This is a genomic window from Psychrobacter sp. LFX-11D, assembly GCF_904846475.1.
Classification (GTDB): domain Bacteria; phylum Pseudomonadota; class Gammaproteobacteria; order Pseudomonadales; family Moraxellaceae; genus Psychrobacter; species Psychrobacter cryohalolentis.
In genome coordinates this window covers 161,767-187,652 of record NZ_CAJHAV010000003.1, presented here as the reverse complement: position 1 = coordinate 187,652, position 25,886 = coordinate 161,767, and the positions used below count along the sequence as shown (strand labels likewise).

22 protein-coding genes are annotated in these 25,886 nt (G+C 41.6%); 10 read left to right on the top strand and 12 right to left on the bottom strand.

Annotated elements, in window-relative coordinates:
* Positions 1 to 237: 237 nt before the first annotated feature.
* Positions 238 to 1,155 (top strand): UDP-3-O-acyl-N-acetylglucosamine deacetylase, encoded by a 918-nt coding sequence (gene lpxC, locus JMX75_RS03765; RefSeq protein WP_181209702.1) that lies wholly within the window; start codon positions 238 to 240, stop codon positions 1,153 to 1,155.
* Between the two features lie 298 nt (positions 1,156 to 1,453).
* Here lpxC and JMX75_RS03760 read toward each other — a convergent pair whose 3' ends face one another.
* The gene (locus JMX75_RS03760) at positions 1,454 to 1,969 is read right to left on the bottom strand and encodes a DciA family protein (RefSeq protein ID WP_201531100.1); all 516 of its coding nucleotides are present in this window, start codon (positions 1,967 to 1,969) and stop codon (positions 1,454 to 1,456) included.
* 267 nt (positions 1,970 to 2,236) lie between these two features.
* Here JMX75_RS03760 and JMX75_RS03755 point away from each other — a divergent pair, with 267 nt between their 5' ends.
* Positions 2,237 to 2,965: a CHAP domain-containing protein gene (locus JMX75_RS03755; protein WP_011514341.1), complete on the top strand. Its 729-nt coding sequence runs from the start codon at positions 2,237 to 2,239 to the stop codon at positions 2,963 to 2,965.
* A gap of 98 nt (positions 2,966 to 3,063) precedes the next feature.
* On the opposite strand, the gene JMX75_RS03750 is transcribed toward JMX75_RS03755, so the two are convergent.
* Positions 3,064 to 3,816 (bottom strand): DOMON-like domain-containing protein, encoded by a 753-nt coding sequence (locus JMX75_RS03750; RefSeq protein ID WP_201531099.1) that lies wholly within the window; start codon positions 3,814 to 3,816, stop codon positions 3,064 to 3,066.
* Between the two features lie 222 nt (positions 3,817 to 4,038).
* Complete coding sequence (locus tag JMX75_RS03745; RefSeq protein ID WP_011514339.1) at positions 4,039 to 4,347, bottom strand: YhbY family RNA-binding protein; 309 nt, start codon at positions 4,345 to 4,347, stop codon at positions 4,039 to 4,041.
* Positions 4,348 to 4,717: 370 nt separating this feature from the next.
* On the opposite strand from JMX75_RS03745, the gene JMX75_RS03740 reads away from it, so the two are divergent.
* From JMX75_RS03740 to JMX75_RS03715, 6 genes are all read left to right on the top strand, one after another.
* Positions 4,718 to 5,350, top strand: a complete 633-nt coding sequence (locus JMX75_RS03740; RefSeq protein ID WP_201531098.1) for an RlmE family RNA methyltransferase — start codon at positions 4,718 to 4,720, stop codon at positions 5,348 to 5,350.
* Positions 5,351 to 5,752: 402 nt separating this feature from the next.
* Positions 5,753 to 7,648 carry an ATP-dependent zinc metalloprotease FtsH gene (gene ftsH, locus JMX75_RS03735; RefSeq protein ID WP_020444182.1) on the top strand — a complete coding sequence of 632 codons (1,896 nt, stop codon included), beginning with the start codon at positions 5,753 to 5,755 and terminating at the stop codon, positions 7,646 to 7,648.
* A gap of 154 nt (positions 7,649 to 7,802) precedes the next feature.
* Positions 7,803 to 8,726 carry a dihydropteroate synthase gene (folP, locus tag JMX75_RS03730; protein WP_201531097.1) on the top strand — a complete coding sequence of 308 codons (924 nt, stop codon included), beginning with the start codon at positions 7,803 to 7,805 and terminating at the stop codon, positions 8,724 to 8,726.
* 107 nt (positions 8,727 to 8,833) lie between these two features.
* Positions 8,834 to 9,115 (top strand): succinate dehydrogenase assembly factor 2, encoded by a 282-nt coding sequence (locus JMX75_RS03725; RefSeq protein ID WP_201531096.1) that lies wholly within the window; start codon positions 8,834 to 8,836, stop codon positions 9,113 to 9,115.
* Positions 9,116 to 9,202: 87 nt separating this feature from the next.
* Complete coding sequence (locus tag JMX75_RS03720) at positions 9,203 to 9,661, top strand: hypothetical protein (protein ID WP_201531095.1); 459 nt, start codon at positions 9,203 to 9,205, stop codon at positions 9,659 to 9,661.
* A 223-nt stretch (positions 9,662 to 9,884) separates the two neighbouring features.
* A complete protein-coding gene (locus JMX75_RS03715) occupies positions 9,885 to 10,601 on the top strand; it encodes a YidB family protein (protein WP_201531094.1) in 717 nt (238 codons plus the stop codon).
* Between the two features lie 118 nt (positions 10,602 to 10,719).
* On the opposite strand, the gene JMX75_RS03710 is transcribed toward JMX75_RS03715, so the two are convergent.
* The 3 genes from JMX75_RS03710 to trmB form a co-directional block, all read right to left on the bottom strand.
* Positions 10,720 to 11,841, bottom strand: coding sequence for a regulatory protein RecX (locus JMX75_RS03710; RefSeq protein ID WP_201531092.1), 1,122 nt, complete (start codon positions 11,839 to 11,841; stop codon positions 10,720 to 10,722).
* Between the two features lie 40 nt (positions 11,842 to 11,881).
* Positions 11,882 to 12,940 carry a recombinase RecA gene (gene recA, locus JMX75_RS03705; RefSeq protein WP_201531091.1) on the bottom strand — a complete coding sequence of 353 codons (1,059 nt, stop codon included), beginning with the start codon at positions 12,938 to 12,940 and terminating at the stop codon, positions 11,882 to 11,884.
* Positions 12,941 to 13,961: 1,021 nt separating this feature from the next.
* Positions 13,962 to 14,783 carry a tRNA (guanosine(46)-N7)-methyltransferase TrmB gene (trmB, locus tag JMX75_RS03700; protein WP_201531089.1) on the bottom strand — a complete coding sequence of 274 codons (822 nt, stop codon included), beginning with the start codon at positions 14,781 to 14,783 and terminating at the stop codon, positions 13,962 to 13,964.
* Between the two features lie 219 nt (positions 14,784 to 15,002).
* Between trmB and JMX75_RS03695 the strand changes: the two genes are divergently transcribed.
* Positions 15,003 to 15,932, top strand: a complete 930-nt coding sequence (locus JMX75_RS03695) for a DUF2628 domain-containing protein (protein WP_201531087.1) — start codon at positions 15,003 to 15,005, stop codon at positions 15,930 to 15,932.
* Between the two features lie 54 nt (positions 15,933 to 15,986).
* Here the strand turns inward: JMX75_RS03695 and JMX75_RS03690 are convergent, their stop codons facing one another.
* Complete coding sequence (locus tag JMX75_RS03690; protein WP_201531085.1) at positions 15,987 to 17,873, bottom strand: monovalent cation:proton antiporter-2 (CPA2) family protein; 1,887 nt, start codon at positions 17,871 to 17,873, stop codon at positions 15,987 to 15,989.
* Positions 17,874 to 17,947: 74 nt separating this feature from the next.
* A complete protein-coding gene (locus JMX75_RS03685; protein WP_133104705.1) occupies positions 17,948 to 18,652 on the bottom strand; it encodes a hypothetical protein in 705 nt (234 codons plus the stop codon).
* Between the two features lie 245 nt (positions 18,653 to 18,897).
* On the opposite strand from JMX75_RS03685, the gene JMX75_RS03680 reads away from it, so the two are divergent.
* Entirely contained in the window at positions 18,898 to 19,194 is a 297-nt protein-coding gene (locus JMX75_RS03680) for a hypothetical protein (RefSeq protein WP_149492070.1), read from the top strand.
* A gap of 83 nt (positions 19,195 to 19,277) precedes the next feature.
* Here JMX75_RS03680 and JMX75_RS03675 read toward each other — a convergent pair whose 3' ends face one another.
* The 4 genes from JMX75_RS03675 to JMX75_RS03660 all read right to left on the bottom strand — a co-directional run bounded on the left by JMX75_RS03675 (position 19,278) and on the right by JMX75_RS03660 (position 25,843).
* Entirely contained in the window at positions 19,278 to 20,468 is a 1,191-nt protein-coding gene (locus JMX75_RS03675; RefSeq protein ID WP_133104703.1) for a cation diffusion facilitator family transporter, read from the bottom strand.
* A gap of 196 nt (positions 20,469 to 20,664) precedes the next feature.
* Positions 20,665 to 22,974: a primosomal protein N' gene (locus tag JMX75_RS03670; RefSeq protein ID WP_227673134.1), complete on the bottom strand. Its 2,310-nt coding sequence runs from the start codon at positions 22,972 to 22,974 to the stop codon at positions 20,665 to 20,667.
* Between the two features lie 135 nt (positions 22,975 to 23,109).
* The gene (locus JMX75_RS03665; RefSeq protein WP_011514323.1) at positions 23,110 to 23,490 is read right to left on the bottom strand and encodes a RidA family protein; all 381 of its coding nucleotides are present in this window, start codon (positions 23,488 to 23,490) and stop codon (positions 23,110 to 23,112) included.
* Between the two features lie 166 nt (positions 23,491 to 23,656).
* Positions 23,657 to 25,843 (bottom strand): RelA/SpoT family protein, encoded by a 2,187-nt coding sequence (locus tag JMX75_RS03660; RefSeq protein ID WP_011514322.1) that lies wholly within the window; start codon positions 25,841 to 25,843, stop codon positions 23,657 to 23,659.
* Between the last annotated feature and the right edge of the window lie 43 nt (positions 25,844 to 25,886).

Below are 25,886 nucleotides of genomic sequence, written 5' to 3'. Positions count from 1 at the left end.
GAAGATACTACCTCAGCCTAATAATTTAGGCAGTATTTTCAAGAGATGAAGCCTTTCAAAGCCCGATATTTCATAGCCGTCGGTTGGTGATTGCGACTAAACAGTCACCGATAATAATGCTTCGATAAGTGTTATCAATCAAAGAGATAGGTAAATTAACGCTTTTTATCGCTAGCGAACAGGGTTCGGGTAATGATACACTATGGCAATTGTAACAAAATATGTGAGAAGACAGCCATGAATCAACGAACCATAAAAACAGCAATTGCTGTTACAGGTACTGGTCTTCATAGTGGTCAACCTGTTGATTTAGAATTTCATCCGCAACCAATCGATACTGGAATCGTCTTTGAGCGTTCTGATATTACTGGCAGCACGCCAATTCCTGCCAGTGCCTTTTTGGTACAAGATACCATGATGTCATCTAATCTGGTGTTTGGTGGTACACGTGTCGGCACGGTTGAGCACTTGCTGAGCGCGATAGCGGGACTTGGCGTTGATAATCTATTAATTCGTGTATCGGCATCAGAGATACCTATTATGGATGGCAGTGCTGCGCCTTTTGTAGGACTGTTATTGCAAGCTGGTTTTTGCGAACAGGATGCTTCAAAGAAATTTATCAGGATTGTACGTACTGTACGTGTCAAAGTTGACGATAAATGGGCAGAGCTACGTCCTTATAATGGATTTGAGCTTAATTTCGAGATTGATTTTGATCATCCTGCGATTGATAAAAACTTTCAGCATGCCCAATTGCAGTTTTCAACCCAAAACTTCATTGAGCAGCTGAGTTCAGCACGCACTTTTGGTTTTTTACGTGATATCGAAGCCATGCGTCAGAACAATCTGGCATTAGGCGGTAGCATGGACAATGCGATTGTTATCGATGAAAGTAATATTTTGAACGAAGAAGGTCTGCGTTTTAATGACGAATTTGTTCGTCATAAAATTCTAGATGCACTTGGTGATTTATATCTGATTGGATATCCGATTTTGGGTCGTTTTAATGCTTATAAATCCGGTCATGCTTTAAATAACTTATTGGTACGTGAGATTTTATCTGACCATAATAACTTTGAAATTGTAACTTTTGATGACAATGTAACATGTCCTATCGAATATTTACCTTTGAACGGTATAACTGTCGAAGGATGAATACAGGAATATACACGAAGTATCGAAACATTTACGCAATATTACATAAAATGGTTATAAGTAGAGTGAAATAATATTCATTTAAGTGGATATATATTTCTTTATTTTATGATAACTTGCCTGTATAGTAGATGAGATAAAAGCTGTAGCGAATAGCAAAATCATTTGTCAGTGAGGTTCACAATGTGAATGCCACTGACAGATGATTTTTTTTGTTTTTGAAATTACAAAAACCCAGCCTGAATCGTATCATTTACCAGATTAGTTTACATAACTTTACATTATCTGCAGGGGTTTTTTACGGATTTATAAGGCGTAATAGTGCTTTTTTGAGGTTTTCATCAGTGGTGACATGCTCTGCTGCCTGTGATATAGTCCGCTTTGTGTTTTGGCTAAGAGCCTGATTTTCATGGGCTTTAACGGACATTGAGCGTGATGCTGACAAGCCTGATGATGATTTAGAATAATTATTATTGGTAGATTTATTGGCTATGACGACGCGAATTTGCTTGAGTTGTTTAAATGTAATTGACTGCTCTTTTAACACTTGCAAATATGCGCTCTGCAAATAGCGAATATGATTGGCAGCAGTGACTGATTCGACACTGAGTGTCAATTGCTCAGACGTTAAGCCTACGACCCAGCAGTTATTGAGGATTTCCTCAGGTAGACAATCTACCAAAAGCGCTTTTATTTCAGTGGTCGCTTGCACATATAAACGCATACTATCAGATAGGCTTTGAGGTAGCGCACTACCAGCAAAAGCTTGATGATCGATAAGAGTGGCAAGGCGGTTAGGGTTTTTTTTGGACATCGTAATGACTCATCTAATAGGTGAAAAATCGATACTCATAATAAACATGCTCTAAACGCTCATTTTTAAAGCAAGGTATGACGTAGCAAACGATTTATGTAGTAGATGATTAAGCTGCTAATGATATCAGCATCAGCTACTTAAGAAGTAAAAGAGCGATTGTACTAAATATTTTATCATGTTTATTTCATGATTATATTCTCTAAACTAATTCATGCTTTGTCACGGATGACGAGCAATTCTGTTTTCACAATAGGTAGTAAATTTATGAAACAAGCTTTATTAATTTTATCAGTATTGGGAATGGGCGTAGCACAGACAAGTGGTGCTGCCGAAACAACCTTTCAATCAAATAATACCTTGAGTCATACCATCACCAATATCACTACTTCTGCGAACTACGGTTCTAGTCGTAACATCTACAGCACCAACAGCGGTGCATATGTTTCTAGCAACGATGAAATCAGCCAAGCAATTGATAATTTAAGCGCGCATGCAAAACAAAAAGAATATCAGCTTGCTTCGCTAACCAATCGTTTGTCTTATGAGCAACGTCAGCAGAAAGTAAGTTCAGTGCCAGATCGTTATTCGGCGCCTGCTATTGCAGCAGCGAATGCTTCACGAGTCGCTTTATCTAGTAGCACAGGCTATTGCGCTCGTTATGTCCGTAAAGCGTTACAATCAGCGGGCTACGAATTCACGCCTAATCCTTCAGCGTATCAATATGCGTCTCGCGGCACACTGTCACAAGCGGGTTTTACTAAAATCAGTAATAACATGGAACCACAGGTTGGTGATGTGGTTGTTTATGACCGTACCTCAAGTCGTCCTCATGGCCATATTCAAATATTTGATGGTAATGACTGGGTGTCTGACTTCCGTCAAAACAGCATCAGCCCATATAGCGGTCATTACAACTATACGACGTGGCGCGATGCTAGATACGTCGATGATGCTTCAGATCGTGGTATCTACCTAGCTATGGCTGACAAATAAGTATCAGTTAAGCGCTCTCTCCGGACTCAGTAATGCTCTTTATGACATTACTGAGTTTTTTTATGTCTCAAATAAGGCTTGCTATTAAGTTGATATTTTTACTTGGCAAGGGCGAATAGCCTATCAAATGGTGTCCAATACTGACGATTATGAAAGTCGGGTGGCGAGGCATGTTTGGGTGCAAAGTATAGAATCGTAGCGCCAAAGGATAAAATAACACAAGGATGTATGTATTTGATAAGGGCATCATTACTGTAATCTGACTTACGATTCAATGACGTCGATGAATCTAGTGGCATTCTAAAGCTGCGTTGGTAGTGATAAGGTTCATGCGTTGATATTGGGTAGTCTATTAGCAGTTTCGGGTTGTTACCGTCTATCCAATCGATAGCAGCACGTGTCTGTCCGTCAGCGTATATAAGAGGTCTTGGCGGTAGTGTTGTAGGAGAACGATAGCTGTCAAACTGATAAAGCGCATACGGACCTTCAGGACTGGCATTGATTTCAATATAGGACATTGTCATATTGGTTTTGGAGGACTTATCACTATCTTCTGAACGGCTACTTATTAAAGAACCTGCTAAAAAGCACTCAAGGCAGGTTTGTTCCCACAGATAATCCTTAAAGCCTACTTTATCTGCTTGCCACTTTGGCCAAGCTAATAGAGCAGCTAAAGATTCAGTGGGCAACGTCATACGATATTCTAGCTGCAAATAAGCTTCTGGCTGCGCTACAAGCGTTGCGCTTACCTGTACGCTAATTTGCTGTAAAGCTTCTGGCGTCACGCCAAGTTGCTGCGCATCTTCTGCTAAGGTTTCAGTTGCTAGATATAAATCAAAACTATGGCTCATTATCTTATTATCTCAAAAAGTATTAGCATCATAAAACATGATATAGCTGCTAACGAATATCGCATGTTAAATAGTGAACTATAAATGACATAAAAGCCGCGAGCAAAGTTGCATCGCGGCTTTTATTATTCACCGTCATCATCTGTCTAAAAATAAATCAGCAGGCTATTTTAAACCACTTTATATACAACAGACGATATAAACTTAGCAAGTAATGAGGCATTACACATTACGAGCAAGATTTGAAAGCTTAGGATTGGCATTTGGGTTTTTGCGTAGCAATAGCGCCATACGACCAATTGAGTGAATCAAAGTTGCCTTTGCAGTAGCAGCAAGCTCAGCGCCGATGACATCACGCTCTTCCTTGGTACCAGCAGGCAATTTTACTTTAATCAGTTCATGATCTGATAAGGCGCGATCAATCTCTTCAGTAATGCTTGGCGTAACACCTTTATTGCCAATCATGACAATCGGTTTCAAATCATGACCAATGCCTTTTAAGCGTTTGATGGTTGCGTTATCAAGTTGCATAGAATTCCTAGGGGTTGGTAAAAACAAAATATAATAAAATTTAGAGCAATTCATGACCATTATAATTAATCTATGATCATCTTGCATGAGATCAGCAGGATTTTGCACGATTTTACGTGATGAAAATGTTAAACTGCCATTATGGGTACATTATAAACGCTACGCTCTTATAAAGCAGTGTTTTCACTAAGAAAAATTAACGGTTTAGCCTTTTGAAGCTAATAAATAGCTTGATAGTATTGAAAATCATAGTTAATAGTGTTTTTGATTGCATGGTTGTAGAAAGTAATATAAAGCAAAAAGTATATTAAGACATTAGTTAATAAATACATATGCGCATATAGAAAAGCACGTTATAGGAGCAGGAATTTTGGCCACACGTATTGAAAACAAAAAATTGTCAAAGAGCAGTAGTGCTTGGATGAAAGAGCACATTGATGATCACTATGTGCAAAAGGCCCAAAAAGATGGCTACCGTGCTCGTGCTGCTTATAAATTATTAGAAATAAATGAAAAAACCAATCTGATCAAAAAAGGTATGACCGTTGTTGATTTGGGTAGTGCCCCTGGCAGCTGGTCTCAAGTGGCTGGTCACTTGGTTGGGGAAAAAGGTATCTTGATTGCCTCTGATATTTTGCCGATGGATACCTTGCCGGAGGTTACCTTTATCCAAGGTGACTTTCGCGAGCCAGAAGTGTTTGACCGTATCATGGCTGAGGTTGGTGATAAACAAGTTGATGTGGTGCTGTCTGATATGGCGCCCAATACAGCAGGTAATAGTGCCATTGACCAGCCGCGTATGATGTACTTATGTGAGCTGGCGGTCGATTTCGCGCTGGCAACCTTACCAGAAGGTGGCGCGCTTATTATGAAAGTGTTTCAAGGCGAGGGTACACAAGAATTACGCAAGCAGATGCAGGCGGATTTTAGTAAAATCCGTAGTATTAAGCCTGGTGCTTCTAGACCGCGCTCAAAAGAGATATTTTGGATCGCAATTAAGTAATATGAAATGAAACTCTCACCTCAAAATTAGCCAGTTAAAATCATTGAATGAAAACGGCTACAATCGTTAACTGAATAAATGGGAATGCTGCTTGAATTATTCAGGTTAATACCACATATCATGATATATTAACTTTGTTTGAAATCAACTCTTAAGCATTTTTCTAAGTGCTTATATGATATTTTTAGCAAAGTCGTCTGACAGTAAGCGCCTTATAAACTCAGTTATTTATCGTTATTGCGCGGCTTATTTCTCTAATAAAAAAATAAGGTTGTTTTATACCTTAGATTTGCAATGAGAAATGATAATTCGCCAATAGACCTTGAATAGCGAGACATACGTTTATATATAGACGTCACGTGTTTAGTAAACACACCAATAAGTATGGGATGGGAATAACTAGTGAGCGACATGGTAAAAAATACCTTATTGTGGCTGGTGGTAATCGGCGTTTTAGTGCTGGTGTTTAGTGGCTTTGATAAATCATCTGAGCCCGATAACCTTAACTACTCTGAATTTGTGACCGCTGTGTCAGAAAATCAAGTAGCCAGTGTTGAGATCGATGGCGAGCAAATCACCGGCGAGAAGAAAAATGGTTCTGAATTTGAAACCATTCGTCCAGCTGTGATGGATGACGAGCTGATGCCATTGCTGCGTGAAAATAAAGTTGAAGTCCAAGGCACTGCACCGAAGCGCCAAAGCGTATTGATGCAATTGCTGATAGCCAGTTTCCCAATTTTGCTGATTATTGGTCTGTTTTTATTCTTTATGCGTAATATGCAAGGCGGCGCTGGCGGTAAAGGCGGTGGACCGATGAGCTTTGGTAAATCAAAAGCCAAAATGCTAACCGAAGACCAAATCAAAGTGAATTTTGAAGACGTTGCTGGTTGTGAAGAAGCCAAAGAAGAAGTCGTGGAAGTCGTCGAGTTCCTACGAGACCCTGATAAATTTACCAAGCTTGGGGCGACGATTCCACGCGGTATCTTGATGGTAGGTCCTCCAGGTACGGGTAAAACGCTATTAGCAAGAGCTATTGCTGGTGAAGCTAAAGTACCTTTCTTCTCGATTTCAGGTTCTGACTTCGTTGAGATGTTCGTCGGTGTTGGTGCGTCACGTGTCCGTGATATGTTTGAGCAGGCGAAGAAAAGCGCGCCATGTATTATCTTTATTGATGAGATTGATGCTGTCGGTCGTCATCGTGGTTCCGGTATGGGCGGCGGTAATGATGAGCGTGAGCAGACATTGAACCAATTATTGGTTGAGATGGATGGATTTGAAGGCAACGAAGGTGTTATCGTCATTGCTGCTACTAACCGTGCAGATGTTCTTGATAAAGCACTATTGCGTCCGGGTCGTTTTGACCGTCAGGTGCAAGTAGGGCTGCCAGATATCAAAGGTCGTGAGCAAATTCTTAAAGTGCATTTGAAGAAGCTGCCTAATACTATTGGTGTTGACGCTCATGCTTTAGCCCGTGGTACGCCAGGATTCAGTGGCGCGCAGTTGGCGAATCTTGTCAACGAAGCAGCTTTGTTTGCTGCGCGTCGTAACAAGCGCAGCGTTGATATGAATGACTTCGAAGATGCGAAAGACAAGCTGTATATGGGTCCTGAGCGTAAATCAATGGTCATACGTGAAGAAGAGCGCCGTGCTACTGCTTATCATGAAGCAGGTCATGCGCTAGTCGCCGAGCTGCTACCGGGTACCGATCCTGTGCATAAAGTCACTATTATGCCGCGTGGATTTGCGCTTGGTGTTACGTGGCAGTTGCCTGAGCACGACCAAACCAGTATGTATAAATCAAAAATGCTGAGTGATATTGCGATTTTATTTGGTGGTCGTATCGCTGAAGAAGTATTTATCGATCAGATGTCGACGGGTGCCTCAAATGACTTTGAACGTGCGACCAAAATGGCACGAGCAATGGTAACCAAATACGGCATGTCTGACGCGCTTGGTATCATGGTCTATGAAGATGATGACAGCTCACAAGGTTACTTCGGTGGCGGTGGTCGTACGATTTCAGAAGCCACTCAGCAAAAGGTTGATGAAGAAGTACGCCGTATGCTAGAGGAGCAATATGATATCGCTCGTGAATTGATTGAAGGCAATCAAGAAAAGATGCATGCTATGGTTGATGCCTTGATGAAATGGGAAACCATTGACCGCGATCAGCTGCAAGATATCTTAGCGGGCGAACAACCTCGTCCACCAAGAGTCTATCAGCATCATGAAGTGAACTTATCAAAAAATGATGTGAAAACAACCGGAATGACCCCTCCGCCATTACCAGCGATGTAAAAGTTACTCTTAAGTTTTGAATAAAAAAAGCCCTTTTGACAAAGGGCTTTTTCTTTATTACCAATTTAGAATGACATCAGATTTACTGGTATCATAAGCATTATAAGTTAGAGCTAAAATCAATTTTACGAATTCAAATTATCATGGATAAGTTATGTCACTATTCCAACCTTTAACTGCTTATACTGTGACCAGTCGTGATAAGGTTTTAGATTTATCACAGCCTCATATCATGGGCATCTTAAATGTCACGCCAGATTCGTTCTCAGATGGTGGGCAGTTTAATGCAGTTGATAAGGCAGTAGCACGAGGTAAAGAGATGATCGATGCAGGTGCTACCATCATCGATATTGGCGGCGAGTCTACCCGTCCAAATGCTGAAGTGGTGGCGACTTCTGATGAGCTACAGCGTGTGGTCCCAGTCGTGACAGCGATTAGGCAGCAGCTAGGCAATGACATATGGCTATCCATTGATACCAGTAGTCCTGAGGTTATGCACGCAGCGTTTGAAGCAGGCGCGGATATTTGGAATGATGTACGGGCACTCAAGCGTGAGGGCGCTGCGGTGATGGCAGCTAAGCTTAACATTCCTGTTATGCTAATGCATATGCGCGGTGAGCCAACTACGATGAATAATCTGGCAGAGTATGATGATGTGGTTAGGGAAGTAATGACAGAGCTAGAGGTGCGTATTGATGAAGTAACAAGCATTGGCGTCATGCGCGAAAATATTATTATTGACCCCGGTTTTGGCTTTGCTAAAAACTATCAGCATCACTGTGCATTATTGAGTGAGCTTAAGCGCTTACAAACACTCAAAATGCCAATGATGTTTGGTATTTCACGCAAGCGATTTTTAGCAGAAGTGCTGACCAAAACAGGTCTAGAAGCGCTTGCTACCACCCAACCGCTTGAGCGTGATAACGTGGGTACTGCTGCAGGTCTTTTTGCATTGCAGCAGGGGGCAAGTATCATTCGTACTCATAATGTCGCTATGATGCAGCAAGCCATAGCGTTATGGAGTCAGCTATCTGCATATGATAAACACCAATCGCTATCACTAGATGGCTGCAATTAAGTGATTATGATCAAAAATAGATTTATCGATGATAACAATTGCGAATAATAGAGTTTTGGCACTTTAATATTTATTTAAAGCCCTTTTAAACGGATGAGAATACTTTTATGACCATTAATAACCAGCCAGAGCCCACCAATGAGCAACGCCGTATTATTTATCAAGCCCGCCGTGGTCTCAAAGAGTTGGATTTTTATTTTGAACCCTATATTAAAGAGCTTTATTTAACGGCAGAAGCTGCCGAACAAGAAAGCTTTGCGCAAATGCTGACTCATGAAGACCCTGATTTATTAGATTATTTTACCAATCAAAACCGACCAGAAGATGAGGCGATATGGGAGTTGGTTAATAAGATTAAAACGTGGCGTCACAGTAAAAGTCTGAGTTAATTGTTTAAACGGTTAGTTTTATTTTTTGATTGTTAAAGTAGTATTGAGTCTTTTCTATTAATCAGAAATATTCTTTGGTAGCTCACTATGACAGCATTAACCTCGCTACGTATCGATACTGCTATTAAACCTATAAGCTACTTATATCTGCTATTTTATATGGCATTATCCAGTATCGTCATGGTATTGGCGGCGCTTGCTTCATTAGCTTTATGGCAATATGTCGTTATACTCCTCATCAGCGCTGCAGTCATTGGCTATTTAGCATTATCACGACCCATACTATTGCATCTAAGCCAGCCGCCACTTGATAAAAGTGTTTATCAAGATTGGCAGTTATTAATACGTACGAGTCGTGGGGATGCCTTGTGGCAAGCAAAGCTCGATACGGTCAGTCATTCTCATTGGGTTATCTGTTTTGATTTTAATATCGTAGAGTCTTATCAACGCCGATTTTCTGTGGCTATATTCCGTGATCAGGTTAGCCCTGAGCAATGGCGCGAGTTGACTATCTTGTCAAATATGATTGCAAACAAAACCGTTTAATTGAACTTAGTTTTAATTGTAGATGCTTACCTGCCTTATCTTACCGTACTAAATTATCTACTACATCTCATAACAAAATGCCTATCTAGAGAGGCAAATAGATTTGCTATATTGGAATTTATATTTATAGGTCGGTTTAAATAGTAGGTGATGGTAGCAGTCGTTACTTTGCTATACCAAAACCTGTATCGACGAATTTTATTATAATAAAAAGGATAAAGTTATGAGTTTGCTAGGGAATTTAGTGAGTCAAGTAGCACGTAGTGCCATGGATCCAAAGGACGCACAGCGTAATCCAGTTAATCAACGTATCAATCCGCGTCGTACCGGCGGTCTTGGTGATATATTGGGGAGTGTGCTTGGCGGTAGCAATCAGTCAGCGGGTTATAATCCACAACAGTACGAGCGCCGCTCAGCAGACAATGGTTTTGGGTTAGACGATATTATCGGCGGGTTAACAGGTGGCAAACAGCGCGGTGGCATGAGTTCAGGTACTGGTGGACTTGGTGATATTCTAGGTAGTGTACTTGTTGGTCAAACGACGAGAGGTGGCTTCGGTGGTAAAGGTATGCTTATTGCTGCCCTTATGCCTATGATACTGAGCTGGATAAAGCGCAATGGTGGATTAAGTGGTGCTCTCTCGAAAATTACCGGTATGGGCTATGAAAAACAAGCGCGTTCTTGGTTGAGTACTAATGAGCTTAACGACAATCTTGATCCTAACGATATCAATCGATTGTTCGATGATAGTGAAATACAGCAAGTCGCTGCTCATACAGGCGCTAACGAGATAGAGGTGCGTCAAGGGTTGGCTGAGCTATTACCTGAAGTCATGAACCAATTGACGCCAAACGGTAATTTAGATAACGAACCTGAAGCCAATGAAGAAATTGATCAAATTATTAGTCAACTATCAAGTCGTCTAGGGGCACTAAAATAATTAGGTTATTATTTATAGCATTTAAAACGATAAAAAAGCGCACCTGATTAGGTGCGCTTTTTTATATTTAAAATATAATAGCGAACGACAAAGGTTAAAATTGTTGCATTAAAAATTGCTAAAAACGTTCATCTAAAGTATCTAACGTATAGTTTAATGCCGCAAAGCAAATATCACTATTAAAGCCACGATACTGTAAAAAGCGCAGCTGCCTTGCTTTGTCTTTTTGTTCAGTGGGTATATCATCACCATATTTTTTGATACGCGCTGTGACTGCCAGTTTGAGCCAGTCTATACCTTCGACCAAATTATCTGCGCTGTCATCTATAAATTCACTAAACTCATCAGATTCTGCATTTGCCATATCGATAAGTTCATCGATATTATCGGGCATCGTCATCTTTTTACGATGGAATTCTTGCTTGATACGACCTCTGCCGCGTCCTTTTCTGATATTTTCACGAATCAACATTAGAGTAGTGCGGTAATCACTTTGATAGCCTTTTTCTTCGAACTCATCGAGTAGGGCATCAATTTTAGCCGCTTCTTGCTCTTTATCTAGCAATTTTTGCTTAAGCTCAGCCTTACCGTATTCGCGGCGTGACAAATAATAAAACGCCAACCAACGTAAGCGACTTTCTGCTTTGATGGCATCCATTTCCGCTTGGCGCTGCTCAGGCGTGCGCAAATATGCCTTTAGAGCAGCTGGTAGGTTGTCGATTTGGCTGTTTTGGTCGCCTCCCTGAATATCATGAGCAGCTACCGATTCAAATGCTGGTTCTGAGTTCATCAAAGCTGTATCAACGCCAGTCTCATTAATAGAGACACTATCTTCTTTATTGTCATGAACCGCATGTTTAACTTCAGCCAGCATCTCTTTGATACTTTGCGCAGCAGGTGGCTGATAAGCAGGTACGCTGTTAGGCTCAGCGTAGAAAGTAGCAGCTGGATGAAAGTGTTTTTTACGTTTTTTGGATTTGGATGAAATTTTTAAAGAGGAAGAGGCGCCAGTCGAATCTGCTGTAAAGTTAGTATGGTTATCTACTGTGCACTTCTCATCTAAATCATATGTATTTAGATGCTGAGAGCGCTTGCCAGTTTTACTGGTACTTTTAGGCTTGTCTTTATATGAGCACCTAGTAGATGAATGTTGTTCAATGGATTTCTTGTTTTCATGCGTAGAACTCGCTGAATCGGTATCCGACTCAGCGAGTATTTCAGCTAACGTTTTAATTTTCATAAGACATCATAGTTGCTGATAACGGTCTGAAAATATACCGTTATTGTACAGGTTCAGAGGCTAGTTCTTCGTTAGTCTCAGCCACGACCGCTGCTTTGTTGTCATCCTTTACGCCAAGTTTTTCAGCACGGATTTTGGCTTCTATCTCTTCAGCAATAGCAGGATTCTCTTTTAAGAACAGGACAGAATTGGCTTTACCTTGACCGATTTTCTCATCGCCATAGCTGTACCAAGAGCCCGCTTTACCAACTGCACCAATCTCAACACCCAAATCAATCACTTCGGCTAAGTGATTGGTGCCTTCACCGTAAGTAATCTCAAATTCGGCCTGGCGAAATGGCGGTGCCATTTTGTTTTTGATGACTTTAACGCGAGTTTGGTTACCGATGATTTCATCACCATTTTTGACCGCGCCAATACGGCGAATATCCATACGTACCGAGGCATAGAACTTAAGTGCATTACCACCAGTTGTGGTTTCAGGACTACCAAACATCACGCCGATTTTCATACGAATCTGGTTAATAAATAATACCATACAGTTTGAACGTTTGGCGTTACCAGTGATTTTACGTAAAGCTTGGCTCATCAAACGGGCTTGCAGACCCATGTGTGAATCGCCCATCTCGCCTTCAATTTCGGCCCGCGGCGTCAAGGCTGCGACTGAGTCAATAACGATCATATCGATTGCACCTGAGCGTACTAACATATCAGTAATTTCAAGTGCTTGTTCACCATTATCAGGCTGTGAAAGTAGCAAGTCATCCGTATTCACACCAAGCTTGCGAGCATATACAGGGTCTAAGGCATGCTCAGCATCGATAAAGGCACAAACGCCGCCCTGTTTCTGGCACGCTGCAATTGCCTGCAATGTCATAGTCGTTTTACCTGAGCTTTCAGGGCCATAAATTTCAACGATACGACCTTTTGGCAAACCGCCAATCCCGAGTGCGATATCTAAACCTAATGAACCAGTCGATACCACGTCGACATCAAGCGTTGCTGAGTTGTCACCCAAATGCATGATGGTATTTTTACCAAACTGCTTTTCGATTTGAGCTAGTGCAGCTTTAAGTGCTTTGGCTTTATTGTCGTCCATGTAGGACTCCTTGTTATCAATCATTTATAAGGATAAGTTGTATTAATATCAAAACGGCTTGTTCAATGCTATCAATGGCAATGTAAACTATCGCTGATAGCATTTTGAACTAAGCTTAGAGTAGGCAATGAGATGAGTCTTGTAGATCGCGATGTTAGTTATACATCACGCTACTATACAGTAAAATTAGATGCTGATAAAAGCGAAAAAAAGTTTAGAGATTTTAATGAGGCTCATAGTGCTTGCAACTTATATCACCAGATTATGTCTTCCTCTAACTTTATATCATTGTTTATTAGATAGGGTAATTATAACAAAATCCAAGGTATATATTGAGCATAACTGAATACTAGGCGACAATAGATGTCGTATGAGAAAACAAAAATATTTGTATATAATGCTAAAAATTGCTGTTCATATTTGAACCTGATGAGCATGCTATTTGTCAATAGTTTTGGAAGTTATCCACAATAAATAAATAAATTTTATTTAGCCAGTGTGAAACATATCATAGGATAAAATTAATATTAAAAATTTTATAAATAAATTATTTTGCTTTTAAATTATCGTTAACCTATTGATTTTAATAAATTTTTAAATCGTACAAAAAATGAACGATTTTACCTAAGCCTTTAAGCTATCTAGGCAAATGCTTGTCAAGTAGCGACTTATGCACAGGGTTATCCACAGCTTATGGGGAGAACTCACCAAGCCCTTACGGTATCAATGATTGCGCAGACAAGAGTTATCATTTAATTTACAAAACTTGGCTATTTCTGATTTTACAAGTTTAAATTTAGCAGGATTTTAGTATGGGCAATGCCTATGTTTCACATCTGTGCTGATAATTTTTTTTCGAATTGAAAGCTGTTGATACTCATCAAACATATTTATAGTCAGTTATATCAGTCTTTAACCCTTATGAGTAAAAGGTTTAAAGACTGATAGATATAAAAAAGCGGCTAAGATACTGATAAATATCTTAGCCGCTTTAAAGGAAGCCGACGTAATGCGTTTGGGATTAGTCTTTTAAATAGATTAAATCCCAAACCCCATGTCCGCTTGCTAGACCGCGGCGCTCAAACTTTGTCATTGGACGAAAGTCAGGACGGTCAGTGAAATTTCCTGCGCCTGCTTGATTGCTTAAGCCTGCAAAACCATCCAAAACTTCTACCATCCAAAAGGCATAATGTTCCCAGTCAGTGGCGGTATGGAACCAGCCACCTTGCTTTAGGCTGCGGGTGACAATCGCCATACGCTCAGGGCTAACAAAGCGGCGTTTATGATGGCGCTTTTTTTGCCATGGGTCAGGAAAGTAGAGCTGAATGCGATCGATATGGTTTTCTGGTAACTGTTTGAGTAGTTGAATGGCATCACCATTGATGATTCTGACATTACTCAAATTTTGAGTACCAGCCATATAAGCGCATTTGCCGATACCCGGCTCATGGACTTCAATGCCAACAAAATTACGACTTGGCTCGGCTGCTGCCATTTCAATGAACGAATCTCCAAGTCCAAAACCAATCTCAAGGGTCAAGGGTGCCTCACTGCCGTTTGGCAATTCAGCAAATAGCGCACGCAAATCGTCAATACCTTCAAGGTTACCATCACCAAAGCTGTTATTAACCAAGTAATGTGCAAATTCAGGCGCCGTCAATGCCAGCTCGGCATTTTTATTCATGTGCGTACGGCGTTTCATAAAGGTGTTGACGATACGAATATGCTTACTGCCGTCAGGTGCGACCTCATTGCCACTAGTAGCATTAGTGTCTAAAGATTTTTGATCATCGGTAAGGTTGGTGGCGTCGATGTTGGTATTAATATCAGGATGTTGACTCATAGGATTAACAAGGCTTAATAAATGGGTAGTGCGCTCATTATAAGTGAAATCTGTACGGCTGTGAATGAACAATACTTTTTTAATAATGTTAGCGCGTTTTATAATTTAGGTACATTATTTATCTAGTGTTTCTCTGGTCCATGCAATGCTATTAACGTTATCATATAATCTCAACAGTTAAGTTAAATGTCTTTTTAATCGCCTGTAAGGCTTGTCACTATGTTATTTATTGAGACGGATTCGCCGCCCCCTTTTTACCAAGAAAAATTGCCTCCTGCCAGACGCACACAACTGGATAAATGGTTTATCGGACATCGTAGCCAACGCTATTATCTAAAACGCTTTGAGCAGTTTGATGAACAAGGCTATCTGTCGCCAAAATGGCATTGGGCAGCATTTTTTGTGACCTTTCCATGGTTACTCTATCGTAAGCGTTATATGGATGCACTCGTCTACAGCGTGGCAGGATGGTCGTTTATTCAGCTTAATATCGCGCTAGTTTTGGTAGCGGTTGAGTTCTTAGTAATGCCTTATATTACTGATGCTTATCAGATGACGATACGCGTTAGTATTGCCGCGCTAATTTGGCTGTTTTGGTCGTTTATGGTGGCACGCTGGACGGATGCTTACTATTACCGGATGGCACGGCGTGAGATTGCCGACGCGATTAATGACTATCCACAAGATGAGCGCTTGCAAAAAGCCCATCTAAGCCAAGAGGGCGGGGTGAGCTTATTTGGGCTAGGATGGGGTTTTGGATTTTTTGCCTTTATATTAATGGTCATTAAAGTGCAGTTCTTACCCATTATCGCCAAACCAAAAGAAAACGAAGTGCTGTTTGATGCGTATGATACCGTTAAAACCACGCAAAATCATGTGGCGCTAGCGTATCGGCAAACAGGACAATGTCCGCTGGATCTGCCTATCGATAGCGGTACTGAGAAGGTGCATATTGAGATCGATCGTAGCGCAGCTGGTGTTGCAGAAACTGATTGTGTAGTGATTGCGACCATTCAAAATGTAAAACTCCCTATACGTTATCTCAATGATCAAACACTGGTCTTTTATCATCTGCCAAACAGTGATGATTGGGAATGCATCAGCTCATTGAATAAGAAACAAGCGCCGGAAAATTGTAGCCCTGATTAGGTGGCTACAAAGACTGAGAATTATTTTTGACAACAATTTCTATAGTTGAAAAAATTAATGCTTAGATTCAGTCGTATGATTATTTTCATCATCGACTGATATGGCTTGGCTTTTTAGCGCTTCATAAAAATCGCTCAAGTCCATCTTACGGGCTTTGCCAATATCTTCATCAAATAAGCTTTCAAGCTCCGCCATCGATGATTGAGCCGACTCAATCATACTGGCCTCATCATCATAAATAGCTTGTTGACGTTCAATCAGATCATCATCGTAATCACGGAAAGTTTGCACTGTCTCACGCGCTTTTTCTGGTGAGATGCCAAGCAGTTGTAACGACTCACGCGACATATCTAGCGAGGACAAATATGTCTCACGCCAGATATGACGAACCCCAACCTCACGTAATCGGTAGTAATGCTGGCGGTCACGTGCCCGTGCTAAGATAATTAAATCTGGATAGTTTTTACGTAAATATTGGGCGGTGGTGATAGAACGCTCTAAATCATCGATGGCAAGGATAAAGACACGTGCTTTTTTGATACCTGCTGCACGTAGGATTTCAGGGTTTTTTGGATCACCATAATAGACTTGGTTACCGAATTTACGGACAAAATCGACGCGGTTTGCCGAGCGCTCAATCGCGGTAAACTCAATATTGTGCATACGTAGCACACGACCGATAATCTGACCGACTCGCCCAAAGCCAGCAATAATCACCTGATGCTCATGATCTGGAATCGTGTCGTATTCGCGGCTTGGTTTGCTTTTGGCAAATAATGGCTCGCCGACTTTTTCTAATAACAAGAATGCCAAAGGAGTGAGTGCCATAGAGATGGTTACGATCAGGTTTAACGTATTGGCAAGTTCAGGTTGTAAGACGTTTTGGGCACTTGCAACACTGAACAAGACAAAAGCAAATTCACCACCTTGAGCCAGTGTAACCCCCAGTCGAATACTGGTTGGCCAGCGATTACCTGAAATTTTTGCAATCGCTGTAATCACTCCGAACTTGATAAACATCAATGCCATCGCACAGCCGATGATAAAAATGGGTTTTGCTAATATCAATTTCACATCGGTCAACATACCGACTGACATAAAGAACAGACCTAATAACAATCCTTTAAAAGGCTCGATACTGGCTTCAAGCTCATGGCGGTATTCAGAATCCGCCAACAATACACCAGTTAAAAATGCGCCCAACGCCATTGAGAGCCCGATTTGACCCATCAAAATTGACACACCCATTACGATAAATAGCGCGACCGCCGTTAGTAATTCTGACGCACCACTTGAGGCAACAAATTTAAAAAATGGACGAACGACGTAGCGACTGGCAAAAATAAGTCCAGCAAAAACCGCAAAAACTTTACCAAAATAAATCAAATCATAGCTTTGTTCACGCACCCCTGATAAGAAAGGAATGACCGCTAATAAAGGGATAACCGCAATGTCTTGGAATAATAAAATCGTAAAGGCTTCACGGCCATGAGTGCTCGATAGCTGCTGTTTTTCAGTCAGAATTTGTAGGACAAAGGCGGTAGATGAGAGCGCAAGCCCGAAGCCAACGATAAAAGCAGTATCGAGCTGCAAGCCAAAAATCTGATGTAACAGCCCCATCAATAAGACACCAGTCAAACCAACTTGCAAACCGCCAAGGACGAATATTGAGCGCCTGAGTGCCCAGAGCCTTGATGGCTGCAGCTCAAGCCCAATGATGAACAGCAGCATCACCACGCCAAACTCAGAGAAATGCAATAAGCTCTCAGCGTCACCTGCGACGTCCAGTACACTTGGACCTAATATCAATCCTGTGATCAGATAACCTAAAACCGTCGCAATACCAAAACGTTTACCAAGGGGTACAAAGAGCAGGGCTGCTCCCAAGAAAATTGTCGCTTGTAACATCAAATTTGGTGAGCTGGCGGCGGCAGCGAACATCTGGAATCCTTAGCAATGACGATAAATGGGCAGTACAACAGCAGTATTAGAAATAAAAAGCAATTTTATAACGATTATTTTTTACGATAAATCTTCCATATGCCATTATCTGCCAGCGGATTGTTATAGGCATCGTTACGGCGCTTACGCGGTGTCTGTCGACTGTCTACGATTTTAAAATCGGGTAGGACATGGACAATAAGTCCAGTTCGATAAAACCGTACCCGTTCAGGCTCTAGCATCTCACCCTTATTATCTCGGCAAAATACATAAGCACGCAAATCAATAAACTCACGGTGCGCGACCAAACGCGTCTCATCATCCTTATCAAACGCAGCAATCATACGTGCAATGTCATCAGCACTATAATCGCCGCATTTATCCGTAAGCGCCCCGACCGAGCCGAAACTCTTGGATTCTTTTGCATGGGTTTTGGTCAGATGTAGGCGCTGCACATGATATATAAACTGCGGTATCTCAAGGCTGGCAGGCAGTGGCAAATAGTCAGGCGGCAGATTGGCAGCAGGATAAAACGCCATGGCGCGTTCAAGCAAATTGTGCCAACGTTGCTGATAGGCTTGGACTTCTGCTAAGTTACCTTCATAGATAGGCATGTCACGAATTTGACGTAAGATATCAGGTGGAAACTGTGCGCCTCGAAAGCGAGCAATGTCTTCTTGCAGCGTCGATAATAAAACTTTGGCGTGTTTTTTGCCATCCTTTGAAATCGAGTCATCGATATAACTTGGGGCGACGAATGGCGCTGAGCGTCTAGACATAGCAGAAGGTCATCCATTGGTGGCAAATGTGGCGTTTCAATTTTCAGTATACAGAATTTATATTAAAAATATGACAGTGAGGCTAAATTTCTCATCATTTTTAACATGTGATTACATTGATAAAAGTCAGTGTGATATTGGTATATGCGGTATGGAGATATTTCATTTTGCTATATTTGATTACTATTAATCGCAAGATAGGGCATTAAATATGGCTTAAATGAAAAAATAGAAAGAGAAGACTTATGAATAATACTCTAGAAAATAAGCTTGCTATACTTAATCGCCTTAGCTTATTAAAAAATATTGGAAAGATAATATTAAGAATTATAGGTGCAGGATTGGCACTTATAATTGGACTTTGGCTAATAATGGCATCGAATATGGGACCCGCTTATTTGCCTCATATCATGAATGGTGACTTGGATTTTTGGATTCGCATGACTTTGCTAGGAGTGGGATTGGGTGTTTGGATAAGCATTGCCGTATGGTTATTGTGGCTTATACTGTGTTGTTTTTATGATTTCATTAGACGTCATTAACAATTGATGATACTTAAATAATTAATGACGTCTAGATGACTGGCAGCTTTTTTTAAACCAGACTTTTTCAATGACAAACTATTTTAATGATTGTGCCCGATATGGTTATTCTCTGCTGGTCGCTCTGAGATATTGCAGACTAGGGCATCGCTATGGGTACTCGTTTGTGGGTGTGCCGCACTTTCTACCTGAATAGTAGCGTGATGGATGCCGAGCTCAAGCAGGCTTCGTTCTAGACTGCCAATCAATATACTGGACTCATGAATACTCATTTCACCATCGACGACCACATGACAAGATAAGGCGTTTAAACCGCTGGTAATACTCCAAACGTGTAGGTCATGCACTTTTTGCACCTGCGGATGAGCAAGGAGTTTTTCTTCGACATTCACTAGAGAGATACCTTCTGGCGTCCCTTCCATTAAAATATGTACAGAATCCCGTACGACACGGTAGCCACTAAATAAAATAAGTATTGCTACAATTACGGACGCTACCGCATCTGCCCATACCCAGCCAAAACTCATCATTAATAATGCGGCGATAATGGCAGCCACTGAACCCATTAAATCACTTAATACGTGCAAATAAGCACTTTGCATATTGAGATTGACCGGCTCTTTGTCATCCGATGTTTTGACCGTTACTGTGCCTTCATTGGCTCCATGATCATGACCGTGAGTATCACCACTACGGTTACCTCGGTGCATAAGCCACGCAACCAAAATATTGATCAGCATACCGATAGTGGCGACGAGAAGCATGCCTTGGGTCGCAATTTCAGGTGGCGAATTAAAGCGTTTAATGGCCTCATAAAAAATCATTAGCGCAATAATGACAAGTGTCGCCCCATTCACAGAGGCAACTAAAATCTCAAAGCGTTTATAACCGAACGTTTTCTGATGAGTAGCTGCTTTTTCCCCAATTTTAAATGCCATTAAGGTAGCGCCAAGTGCTATCGCGTCACTCAGCATGTGACCGGCATCGGACAATAATGCCAAACTGCCAGTGAGCCAACCGCCGATTGCCTCTACAAACATGTAGCCTGTAATAATCAAAAAACTTATCAGTAAAGTGCGCTGATAGCCTTTGGTATCTCGCGTGGCGACTGTTTGCTCTAGATGTTCATCATGATCGTGGCTGTCTTGATTCTTATAAGCATTATTACTTTTTCCACCACTTTCCTCACCTTCCTCAATGTGTCCATGCGTATCAGCCGATATACTCTGATGAGCATGGTCGTTTTTTTTAGAGTTTGGATGGTCTGGATTCATAACAACACTCAATTTTGCTGATAATGGATTTGATGATCAATATCTACTCTACATAAGGTAGGATGGTTTTTGATAACAATGATCAACTTGTTATTGTAAATTTATCATAGTCAAATATTAGAAACTGTACTGACGAAGTAAAGATAAAGGAGTAATGTGACAAATGATTATGCTAGCAATAACTCGCAAATTTCCATTACCAGCCGACAGGATCAATATCTAAAGTAAGCTTAAGATATCTAGCGCTCGGTAGGGTAAGGACGGGTTGCCACCAATGATTTAAAACATGATGCAGTTGCTGACGATCCTTGGCCAATAGCAAAAGCTGGGCATGATAGCGACTGTTCTTTTTACTCATGGGCGCATCGATAGGACCAAGAACGGCTAGATTGTGCCCTGTTGGCAGAACGGCAATGGCATCTTTGAGTGCTTGTGTGGTGGCAGCAAGGGTTTTACCTTCGCAGCGTATCAGCGCAGCATGACTATGAGGGGGCAGTCCCATCATTTTACGCTCTTGCAACAGCTCACGAGCAAAAGACAAATAACCATCTTTCACCAATTTTAATAATAACGCATTGTCCGGTTGCAGCGTTTGAATCAATACCCGTCCTGATTTATCCCCGCGTCCTGCACGCCCCGCTACTTGGATCATCAATTGGGCAGTATGCTCTGGCGAGCGAAAGTCTGCAGACAAAAAGCCACGATCAGCGTTGGGTAAGCAAACGAGCGTGACATTGGGAAAATGATGACCTTTGGCAACCATTTGCGTACCGACCAATATGGCAGGATGGCCTTCATTAATACGCTGATAGATATTTTCCCAGCTGTCTTTACGCCTAGTGGTATCACGATCAATTTGAATAATGGGATAAAGCGCTTTACTGGTTTGCGGATTGGCAAAGATAGCGTGTAAATTTTCGCTTAGCCTTGTTGTTCCCATCCCTTTGGCATCTAGATTTTGACTGCCACAATCAAGGCATACAGTCGGAATATAGGCTTGCCAATCACAATGATGGCATTTTAAATAAGAGTTGCTTGAATAATTGCTGCGCTGGGCTTGATTATTATAATGAACGGTTAAATGCGCGTCGCAGCGCGGACAATCTGCCTGCCAACCACACGCCTCGCATAATAAAACAGGCGCATAGCCGCGACGGTTTAAAAATATCAAAACTTGATCGCCAGCTTCTAGGGTTTGCCTTATGGCGCCGATAAGCGCATCCGTCAGTCCGGTATCATAGCGCGCGCCATCATCTTGCGTTTGCTGATGAGTACTTTGCAAGCGCGCATCAATCAGCTGCATGGGCGCAGGTTTAGCATTACCAGGGCGCGTCGATAATTGACACTCTACTAGCTTGCCCTCATCGACTAATTTTAAATGTTCAAGAGAAGGGGTAGCCGTACCAAGGACGACCGGTATTTTGGCTTGGAATCCTCGATAAAGTGCGACATCAGCAGCATGATAGCGCAAGGTATCCTGCTGTTTATAGGAGCCATCATGCGCTTCATCAACGACAATTAAGCCCAAATCTGTAAACGGATATAGTACTGCCGAACGCGTACCGATAATGATTTGTGCGTGACCCGTACGGCAGTCTTGCCAACCTTGCAATCGATGAGTATTGTTCATACCAGAATGTAGCAAGACGATACGCGCAGCGAAGCGACTGGCAAAACGCGCACGCGTCTGTGGCGTTAACCCAATCTCAGGCACTAAAATAAGCACTTGCTTGCCAGCCTCCAATACTGCTTGCATGGCTTGTAGATAGACTTCAGTCTTGCCACTACCGGTAATGCCATTTAATAAAAAGCCCGTGTAGCATTTGGATTCATGTGCAGCAACAATCGCTGCAACGGCAAGCTGTTGCTCATCATTAAGATCAAGGGGCATTTTTGCCAATTTGACAGGAGTAGGTGCTTGTTTTGGTTGAATATAGCGTTCAATCAAACCCTTATCTTCTAGTGTTTTTAAAAAAGCACGCGCCATACCTTCTAATAGTAGTACATCTTCACTTGCACCATGTTGACCATGTAGCTTTAGCATATCAAACTGCTGCTTTTGCTTTTTGGCGTTAGTACGAAAGTCGTCATCAGTGATATGTGGCAGAATTCGCCAATGGGTAATGAGTAAATCTAGTGGTTTACCTTGACGAACCAAGGTGGGCAAGATGACCGCTAACACCTCACCAAGCGGATAATGATAATAACGCGCAAGCCAATAGGCGAGCTTTAGCATACTGTTATCTAAAATAGACTCAGCATCTAAACACTTATTAATGGGTTTCAGCTTATTGAGTGGTACGCTGGTATCCGCTTGAGCAATATGAGCAACCACGATTCCGATTAAAGTCTGACGACCAAAAGACACCTCAACACGACTGCCAATTTTCGGCAGTTGTATTGAGCTATTGTTTGGCGAAGCATTTGGCAAAGCACTTATATCGGACGGTAGGCTATAGTCAAATACCCGATAAAGGGGCACGGGCAGAGCAACTTGTACCAACATAAAAAGGCTTCGCAGTTTGATTAAGTCAATATGAAATAAAAATAAAGAGGGAGAGATGAATAAGCTTAGCATGAGGCTAAGCTTATGGTGATTCAATATGAAATATTGTTATTCAAGCAGTATTGAATATCTAACTTATTCAATATAGAGAATAGACTCAATTTCGACCACGCCACCTTTAGGCAATGCCGCTACTTGCACCGCTGCGCGGGCAGGATAAGGTTCAGTCAAATTAGCCATAAATACTTCGTTTAATGCTGCAAAATCATTTAAATCAGTTAACGATACATTGAATTTGACCACGTCATTTAAGCTGCCACCAGCAGCTTCACAGATGGCTTTGATGTTTTCAAATACTTGCTTCGCTTGTGCATCAAACCCTTCTTTTAGTTCCATGGTGATAGGGTCAAAACCTAGCTGACCTGAAATATAAACAGTATTGCCAACTTTTACCGCTTGTGAGTAAGTGCCAACGGCTGCAGGTGCTTTATCCGTTTGGATGGTTTGACGTGTCATGATATATCCTTATCATATTTTTTTGTGTTTGATGTGCTAAAGCTATTTTCTAAAAGTTAGTAGAAGTGTTTAGCACGATTAAAAGTTTTACACATTTCAAAATCATCTATGTGTTAAGAGATAATTTAAAAGGCATATATTTTAACAGTTATGATGATAAAAGTATTTATAGTTGATATAAACGCATAATATTGGGGAAACCAAGTAAGGAGCGTAGTTCACGAATACCTTGGGCTAAGTGATTGCGACTACGAACAACAATATGAATGATAGTATCATTGCTACGTACGTCGACCTTTTCAACCCCTATATTTAACTGCCGCAGATTATAAATAACTTTACTGATTTGCTCGTCGCTCAGTGCTATAGACAGTTTTAAATAAGCAGGAAAACGAATTTTATTATCGTGATCTTCTGAGTCACTTTGCTTGATCGCCTTATCATTGCGCCAACGTAATTGGATGACTTGATAGGGATTGTCTTTACGAATATCGTCTAGTGAAAAGCACTTGTGTCGATGCACGACCAGACCATGACGGGATAAATGTCCAACGATAGGATCACCATAAATCGGATGGCAACAATTGGCAAAATCAAGCTCAACGCCTGAAGCATTGACGATCAGTTGCTGTGGTTGGGTCATGTCATCGATACGTTCTTGCGATTGGATATCACAGACTTCATCGCTAAACAAACGCGTGACCACGAGTTGCGGTAACAACGTACCGGAGCTTATTTGCTCAAATAGCGCTGATTTCTCAGTCAGTCCACGCCATTCTGTTAGATTCTTCCAGTCACTATCAGTTAGGTCATCCAAGCTTTTTTGATAGGTTTTTAGCGCGCGATCTAGTGCTTGCCTACCATGGTGCTGCTTATCAGCCGCCGATAAATCTTTGAACCAACGCAAAATCTCTACACGGGCTTTATTAGTAACCACAAACCCAAGCCATTCTGCTTTTGGCTCAGAATGGCTATTAACCTCGATTTCTACTAACTGTCCATTTTTGACTACCGTCCCAAGCTTGGCATGTTTTTTATCAATATTAGCGCCAACCGCGACATTGCCAACCATCGGACCAACGGCATAAGCAAAGTCTAGCGCAGTCGCACCTTGTGGCAACTCATAAGCGCGACCTTGCGGGCTATAACAGATAATTTTGCTAGAATGCAGGTAATCCATCAGCTCATTAATGGTTGATACCGCGGTGGCAAAATCAGGATTGCCTTCGTTTAAACAGTCCTCATCGACCAAATCTTTCATATTGCGTAATGACGCCTGAATGACTGATTGACTGACATCAGAGGCATGCTCTGCACCAATGACACCAAGCCTTGCGGCACTTTGCATCTGCTTAGTCAAAATCGTTACTTTAACAAAATCATTGTCGCGCTCGTAGATAAGCGTCAGCGATTGATTGCCGCCAGGTAAAGGTCTGCGGATATTGTCCGCAATATGACTGTCCGCAATTTGATATTTTTTAATGAGATAGTAGGCAAGTTTGTCACAAGCTTCGATATTATCTAGCACAATCTCAAACGCGTAATGGCGTAGCAGTGCATTAATCTCGCCGCGATTACGGAAAAATTGCCGGAAGATAACCACGCGATTGTCTAAGACTTTAACCATGCCATCAAGATCAAGATTATTGAGGACAATACTTAAATAACGATGAATGGCTTCTCTCTGAAAATTGCGCCCAAGCCCATGTTGTAGCAATTTATCAGAGATCTTGTTATACATCTCAGAGTTAAGATTGCGATAACAAAGTACCTCAATATAATCAGCAATATCGTTGAGACCCATGAGCCGTGCAAAGGGCACATAAAAGTCTAAAGTTTCTTGCGCGGTGGTACGTTGTTTTTCAGGACGTACCGCATCTAGGGTCGACATATTGTGCAAACGGTCAGCAAGCTTGATAATCAATACACGTGGGTCTGCGAGGGTAGCCGTCAGGATTTTATGAAAGGTCGCCGCTTTATTTTCTTGTTTATTATGCGTCGATGATTTTAATTTGGTCACACCATCGACCAGCCTAGAAACCACTTTGCCATAACGCTGCTCTATCTGCTCATCGCTCACTTCCGTATCTTCAACCGTATCATGCAAAATTGCCGCAATGATGGTATCTCGATCTAAGCGAAAGCCGGCTAGTATCTCAGCGACCGCAATCGGATGCGTGATATAAGGCTCTCCTGACTTGCGCTTGTCTTTAATATGCGCAACATCACCGAACTCACAGGCATCAACAATATCACGGCGTTCAGCGCCCGTGAGGTAACCTACTGAACGCAGCAGATTATATTGAGCGTCATCAACTAACGGATGACTGAGTTTGGGCAAGTTTTGAATCATAAAGTCACGATCCTATGTTCTTTTACCTGCTTAAATGATGATT